Annotated in this window: 7 protein-coding genes; all 7 read left to right on the top strand. The window is 56.2% G+C overall.

Going from position 1 to position 7,022, the window contains the following annotated elements:
- On the top strand, window positions 1–2,048 hold a 2,048-nt coding region (locus ACMV5I_RS28870; protein ID WP_414825898.1), incomplete at its 5' end, for a conjugative transfer relaxase/helicase TraI domain-containing protein.
- 1 nt (window position 2,049) lies between these two features.
- A complete protein-coding gene (gene traX / locus ACMV5I_RS28865) occupies window positions 2,050–2,787 on the top strand; it encodes a type-F conjugative transfer system pilin acetylase TraX (protein WP_414825897.1) in 738 nt (245 codons plus the stop codon).
- A 135-nt stretch (window positions 2,788–2,922) separates the two neighbouring features.
- On the top strand, window positions 2,923–3,468 hold the full coding sequence (locus tag ACMV5I_RS28860; RefSeq protein WP_414825896.1) for a phospholipase D family protein: 546 nt from the start codon (window positions 2,923–2,925) through the stop codon (window positions 3,466–3,468).
- A gap of 145 nt (window positions 3,469–3,613) precedes the next feature.
- Entirely contained in the window at window positions 3,614–3,880 is a 267-nt protein-coding gene (locus ACMV5I_RS28855) for a replication regulatory protein RepA (RefSeq protein ID WP_115160188.1), read from the top strand.
- Between the two features lie 272 nt (window positions 3,881–4,152).
- Window positions 4,153–5,235: a Replication protein gene (locus ACMV5I_RS28850; RefSeq protein ID WP_309472982.1), complete on the top strand. Its 1,083-nt coding sequence runs from the start codon at window positions 4,153–4,155 to the stop codon at window positions 5,233–5,235.
- Between the two features lie 969 nt (window positions 5,236–6,204).
- Window positions 6,205–6,423 (top strand): type II toxin-antitoxin system antitoxin CcdA, encoded by a 219-nt coding sequence (ccdA, locus tag ACMV5I_RS28845; RefSeq protein ID WP_181375123.1) that lies wholly within the window; start codon window positions 6,205–6,207, stop codon window positions 6,421–6,423.
- A gap of 1 nt (window position 6,424) precedes the next feature.
- Window positions 6,425–6,730, top strand: a complete 306-nt coding sequence (gene ccdB, locus ACMV5I_RS28840; RefSeq protein WP_181375124.1) for a type II toxin-antitoxin system toxin CcdB — start codon at window positions 6,425–6,427, stop codon at window positions 6,728–6,730.
- Window positions 6,731–7,022 lie beyond the last annotated feature (292 nt).

The raw sequence follows: 7,022 nt of genomic DNA, 5'->3' as shown, positions 1-7,022 counted from the left end.
TGGTGGATGAAAGCTCGATGGTCGGCAATGCCGATATGGCCCGGGCCTATGGCCTGATCGCCGGGGGCGGCGGACGGGCGGTGTCCAGTGGCGACACCGATCAGTTGCAGTCCATCGCACCTGGCCAGCCGTTCCGTCTGCTGCAAAAACGCAGCGCCATCGACGTCGCGGTGATGCAGGAGATCGTTCGCCAGACCCCAGCCCTGAAACCGGCGGTCTACAGTTTGATTGACCGGGACATCGACAGCGCCCTCAACACCCTTGAGCAGGTGCCACCCGCACAGGTGCCGCGTCAGGCGGGTGCCTGGCAGCCGGAGAGTTCGGTGGTGGAATTCGGCGCGGCGCAGGAGAAGGCCATCGAGAAAGGTCTGGCCGATGGGAGCCTGACGCCCGGCGCACAGCCCGCCACCCTCTATGAAGCCATCGTGCGGGACTACACCGGGCGAACACCGCAGGCGCAGGCACAGACCATCGTGGTGACAACCCTGAATGCCGACCGGCGGGCGCTGAACGCGCAGATACATGAGGCTCGTCAGGCGGCCGGTGAGCTGGGTGAGCAGGAGGCCCGACTACCGATACTGACCTCCGCCAACCTGCGTGACGGTGAGCTGCGTAAAATGGCCACCTGGCAGGCGGCGCACGACAATCTGGTGCTGCTGGACAGCACCTACTATCGGATTGACCGCCTGGATAAGGAAGGGCAGTTGGTCACCCTGAAAGATGAACAGGGCAACACCCGCTCGCTGTCGCCCACCCAGGCTGCGACAGAGGGGGTGACGCTGTATCGCCCGGATACTCTCACTGTATCGCCCGGCGACCGGATGCGTTTCTCCAAAAGCGACAATGAGCGTGGTTTTGTGGCCAACAGCGTCTGGACAGTATCCGAGATTGACGGTGACAGGGTCACGTTGACAGACGGGCAGCAGACCCGGACGGTGAACCCCGCTGCCGAGCGGGCAGAACAGCATATCGACCTGGCCTACGCCGTCACTGCACACGGGGCGCAGGGGGCCAGTGAGCCGTTTGCGATTGCCCTGCAGGGCACGGAAGGGGCACGAAAAGCCATGGTGAGCTTCGAATCGGCCTACGTGGCGCTGAGCCGTATGAAGCAGCATGCGCAGGTGTATACCGACAACCGTGCGGCCTGGGCTGAGGCAATGGGAAAATCCCGCGCCCGCAGCACGGCGCATGACATTCTGGAGCCTCGCGGTGACCGGGCAGTCAGTAATGCCGAGCGTTTGATGGGCACGGCAAAGCCGCTGGGAGAGGTGGCAGCCGGACGCGCAGTGCTGCGCCAGGCTGGATTATCGCCGGATGGATCGATGGCGCGTTTCATCTCGCCTGGCCGTAAATATCCGCAGCCCCATGTGGCTTTGCCTGCCTTTGACGGCAACGGTAAGCCGGCAGGTATCTGGCTGAGTTCGCTGATGCCCGGTGAGGGTGAAATGCGGGGGCTGACGGACGAAGGCCGCGTGATGGGCAGTGAGGCAGCCACCTTTGCCGGCCTGCAGGTGAGCCGTAACGGGGAGTCATTGCTGGCGGCCGATATGCCGGCGGCGCTGAAGCTGGCGCGGGAAAATCCGCACAGCGGCGTGGTGGTGCGTCTGCCTGGCAGCGAGGGGCGGCCCTGGAACCCCGGTGCCATCACCGGGGGCCGGATCTGGGCGGATGGCGTATCGAACGATGTGGTCACCGGCACACAGCATGGCGAAAAGCTGCCGCCGGAGGTGGTGGCGCAGCAGGTGCAGGCCGAACAGCAGCGCCGCGAAATGGAAGAACGGGCCGCGCAGGCGGTACGGGAAATGGCGCGCGGCGGTGATAAGGGCAGAGAAGGAACAGACCCGGTACGGGAAGTGGCGCGTGAACTGGAACGCACGCAGGAACCCACCCCTGACGCGGTCAGGGTGCTGGACAATCACGAGGAGCGCCGACGTGATAACGCGGTGGCACAGGTGGCACACGAGAATGTGCAACGTGAACGTCTGCAACAGATGGAGCGCGAGGTGGTGCGTGACCTCGACCGGGAAAAAACACTGAGCGGAGACTGAGATGCGGGCAGAGGATAATGTGTTCTTCCCCCTGGTGGTGGTCACGGACAACTGGCTGCAACGGTTGCTGGTCTGGACGCCGGGGCAAACCGACCTGATAAAAACCGTGGCACTGATACTGATGGTGGCCGACCACACCAGTCTGCTGTTCGGGCTCGACAACGACGCGCTTCGGCTACTTGGACGGGGTGCTTTCCCGTTGTTTGGCCTGGTCTGGGCGATGAATCTGGCCCGCCATCCTCGCATCCGTCAGTCGTCGCTGAACCGGTTGTGGGTGTGGGCGGTGGTGGCACAGGGCGGCTGGATACTCGCCGGGCTGCAGCCGTATGAGGGCAATATCCTGTTTGCCTTTGCGGTCAGCGGGCAGGTGCTGGCGCTGATGCAGCAGCACGGTCCCCGCGTGTGGCCGCTGTCGCTGGGACTGGTTCTGGCGTGGTATCCCTTTTCGGGCGGCAGCTATGGCCTTGCCGGCATCATGATGCTGTTACTGGCCTGCGGGGTGTGCATGACGGCCAGGCGCACCACGCGCACCGGACTGGCGTGCTGTCTGGCGCTGGTGATGTTGGCGCTGAACGCCGGCGACGGTGCGGCGATGATGATGGTGGGGCTGGTGATACCGGGCGTCACCCTGACAGTGCTGAGCCGCTCCTGTCGTCTGGTCGCTCGTTTCTGGCCGCGGGAATTTTTTCCGCTGTTCTACACCGTGCATCTGGCGGTATTGGGACTGATTGCGATGTAACGCAACGGCCAGAAAGATAGGGTACACCATCCTGACGCCTTCGCGTTGCTCCGTTGTCCAACCCCGGAAAAGAGGAAAAACAAGTTTTCTTCTCTTCCGGGGTTTCAGTTGGTACTTCAATAACAAGAGGTTCTCATGGAATTGTATTTCGTCAGCAGACGGTCATTGCCCAGCCTGGTGTGTCTGACCTTGTTGAGCGGGCCCCTACTCGTAATGCAACCTGCTAGTGCTACCGTCGAAGCCGCGTTTACCCCCGGGCAGGCGCAGACCCTGGTACTTGATTCGTTGGCGCAGTCCAGGAGTAGTATTGAGTTGGCTGCATACAGCTTTACCTCAAAACCGGTGGCGCTGGCTCTGGTGGCCGCGCAGCAGCGTGGCGTACAGGTGAGGGTACTGGCTGACGATAAAGCCAACCGTGCCTCGTACAGCGCGGTGACATTTTTGGCCAATAAAGGGATCCCTGTTCGTTTAAACAGTAAATATGCCATTCAGCATTCGAAATTTGTGGTGATTGACGGGCGGACGGTTCAGACAGGTTCTGCGAACTACACCGCATCGGCGTTCAGTCGCAATGCCGAGAATGTGGTGGTGATCCGCGACGAAACAGCTGTAGCGCGTGCCTATCAGCAGGAATTTGAGCGTCTTTGGGCTGAAGGCACTCCACTAAATTCGAATTACTGATCCTTTCTTCAAGCCATCAGATCTGCAAAACATCATTGCTCATGCGCCAACATGAGTCGCAGATCACGATCATTTGCTGCTAACTGCTGGAAACTGTAGTAGTCTTTGCCTAATCGATCCTTTTTAGATCCTTGGGGAGGCGGAGATGTCACAGGCGATAGGTATTGTTACTCCTTCATCGAATGCAAAACGTGTATATCGTAAAGGTAACCCTTTGAGTCCTGCAGAAAAGCAGCAAGCATCCGTAGCTAGAAAGAAATCAACCCATAAAGAAGTTAAGATATTTGTACGGAAGCCACTAAAGGATCATTTGATCGATCTATGTGAAGAGTACGGATTGACTCAAGCAGAGTTGATCGAACGCTTGATAGAACGTGAAGTGGAACGCAAAGAATGTTTGGTAATGGGGTGACCTTCTTGATCGTTGGTTCACTCAGTGCTAATGTGCTGATCGTTTAAATATTTTTAGGTTGGCCACGCCAGTATGGTGGCAGGGACAGAAGACGTTGAGAGAGTTCTCCGGATTCTGAAAAGCAAAAACCCCGATAATCTTCTCTAACTTGGCGGTCGGAAAGATTAACGGGGCTCACTCAAAACTGTATAGAAGCGTTGCTCTATGCAGGGAGTATAGAATTGTGCCAAAAAAAATTCAACTCCTATCGTGCAGCATAAGCGCAGGGCTATTTGACTAGCCTGAATTACGCGTCTGATGCTCCGATAATCGAACCCAACCGTACCCGTCGTGGAGAGGCTAATGCCTTACGCAAAGGGACGTCAAAAATCCATCGCCGCTATCAGCCTGGGCTGAGATGTGCCGTTCCGCGTGGCATGGCGTCGAAAGTGGTCGCCCGCGTCAGCAGTCACAATTGGCATCGCAATCCCGACTTGGTCGAGCTACGTCAAAATGGGTATGTTCCGTACACCAAACGTAACGATCCCTATTACATTCCCAAACCGATGCGCGTTCACGCACGTTCCGAGGCCTGCGAGGCGCTGACGGCTCTGTCACAGGTGATGGCGGCCAACTGCGACTTTAACCCGGACAGCGACTATCCTTTCGAAATCATGGCTCCGATGGAGCAATTGGCACATTACATGGGCGTCTTGCATGTCTACGACAGTGGCCGCAAAGCCTATGACGTGGCGCTCAATGCGCTATCGGTAATGGAGCAGCTGCAGTACGCGATCGTATTGCATGGCAAAGATACCGACAGTGGCCAGAACAAGCCGTTGCGTGTCTGGCTCAGTGAAAGATTCTTCACTAGCCGTGGTATTGCTGTCGATGAAATTCGCCAGTGGCTCGGCCAATTCCGTACCTGGGCGATCAAGAACGGCCTGACCGAAACTCTGCGAACCAAATACGAACGGCATCTTTTGCGCATCGAGCGTATCGGCATTGACCTCAAAAACCGCCACTCTTTACGTAACCGGCTCAAGCAGATAAAGCGCTGGGTGGTCAACCCGGACTTGGCCCGCGAGAAAGAGCAGGTGGTTGGCCAGCTCGAAGACGCCCTCAATACGCTTGAGCAAGGTGATCGTCTCGATCTGCTCCTTGACGGTCTACAGAGCAAAATCAAAGCTGATGGCAAAGGCCACAAAAAGGCCCAGAACCTGATGTATCAAGCTTATGTCGCCTGGTCGAACAAAACCATGCGTCATGAGGTCGTGCAGCTGGAAATGGCGCTACAGCGCGATAATCCGGGGCTGCTTCACAGCGATCCGGAAGCCTATTATCAACGACTGCTGGAACGCGCCGGCAAACTCTAGTTACCAAAAACCCAGACTGAAAAAACCGTGTCCACCCCGACGCGGGTTTTGTGCTGCCTGGCGTTCAGGAATTGCTGTTTTTGCAAGCGATGTGTGCGCCGTCGATGACGAAAATGAGGCGGGTTGGGCATCCTCTTCCTTACCCAGATATCCGGGAGCGTAAACAACAGCAGTTAATTTCGAAGAAGGCTATTAATTTCGAAGCATAACGTACTGATATCCTTATTTTCGAACGTTAATCCATAACAAAATAAGCCTTTTAAAAAAGGGGATGTCATCGCGCTCAGCAGCGCTCGATGATACCTCCTTCGCTTTGCTCAGGCAGAACACCCCTGGAAACTCAAATACCCTGCAAAAACGCAACTCTTTTAGCCATAACCCACCGGCTACGCCGGTCAAGTAGCTCCCGCAAAGCGGGCTATGTCGCTGCACCTAATAGCTCAATGACACAAAACCATCGCGGCCAAAAACATCAGCGTCACCCTCAACAACAAACAACTCCCCACCCACTGCAAAGCCGCCGCCGCCCCGGCCAAAGGCCGGGAACAGCAGTGGCTTTAAAATGGGTGTTGTAACTAAAGAATTGAGTCGCTGCAGGAAATGTTGCGAGAGGTTTTGATTACACGCTCGTAAGCGGCCCTAAAGGCCCGCATAACGCGGAGATACGCCCCGGCGGCGGCTTACGCCTTGCCGTGACCACTCCGACCGCGCAAAAAAAGTTTTGTGGCGCTATTAGTGGGTTTGGCTTAGCAGGGCGAGGGATGGGATAGGTGAAACCTATCAAACCGGAACCGGCGTTGCCGGGCTACCGGCGCCATTCACACACCATAATATCTATAGCAACAATTGGCGCCTTCATGCCGCGTAGCGGCATCAATCTAACGGCCATTTCGGCGTAGAATCTCTTTTATCACTACAGTAAGAACACTATTGGTATATACTCACAGTATTCAAATGAGGAGATACCTTATGAAACACAGAGTCAGCGTGACTGTGGACAAAGAGCATTACCAGGCATTACACGCTGCAGGCGTTAACATTTCCGGGCTGGTTAATGACGCTATCGTGCGGGAAGCCCGCCGCATACAGGCCGAGCAATGGAAAGTGGAGAACAGGGAAGGCATGGAAGAAGTAGCAAATTTTATTGCACAACACGGCTCATTTGCCGACGAAAACCGGAGCTGGTGACATGCAGTTCACGGTGTATGAATACAAACGCGAGAGCCATTACAAACTGTTTGTAGATGTACAAAGCGACATTATTGAAACACCCGGACGGCGCATAGTGATCCCGCTGCTGGAGTCCCGGCATTTCTCGCAGAAGGTCAACCGCCAGCTGTTCCCGGTGGTCTGTGTCAACGGAAAAGACTACCGGGTTATGACGACAGAACTATCCGGTGTGTCAGCCAGTGTCACCGGCGAGGCGCAGGCGGATGTCAGCGCGGATGCGGAAGCCATCAAAAACGCCCTGAACCTAATGTTCTGGGGGGTCTGATAGCATCTGTAGTGATGTAATCTACGCCCCTCCCTAACGTAGCTGCTGCCATACTTTTACTGACTGCATTAATCTGGGAGTCACATCACATGAACAAGATCAGCGTTGTTGGTATCGATATCGCCAAATCTAATATGTCTGGATGATTGATGGCTCCGTTGCCTGGATGGTTAGGAGATTGGATCGTTTCTTTTTGAGGGCGACTGACCATGAACAGTAGCGCGACGTCCCCCCTGATGGTGCGGTATCGCGATGGGTTGTACGTAAAAATGCCGGTTTTGCTTTCTTTTTA

Origin of the sequence: Serratia sp. T13T92 (genome assembly GCF_047530105.1) — a bacterium.
Lineage (GTDB): Bacteria > Pseudomonadota > Gammaproteobacteria > Enterobacterales > Enterobacteriaceae > Chania > Chania fonticola.
Note: the sequence above shows the minus strand (reverse complement) of the source record. Positions and strands in the feature narration are given on the sequence as shown.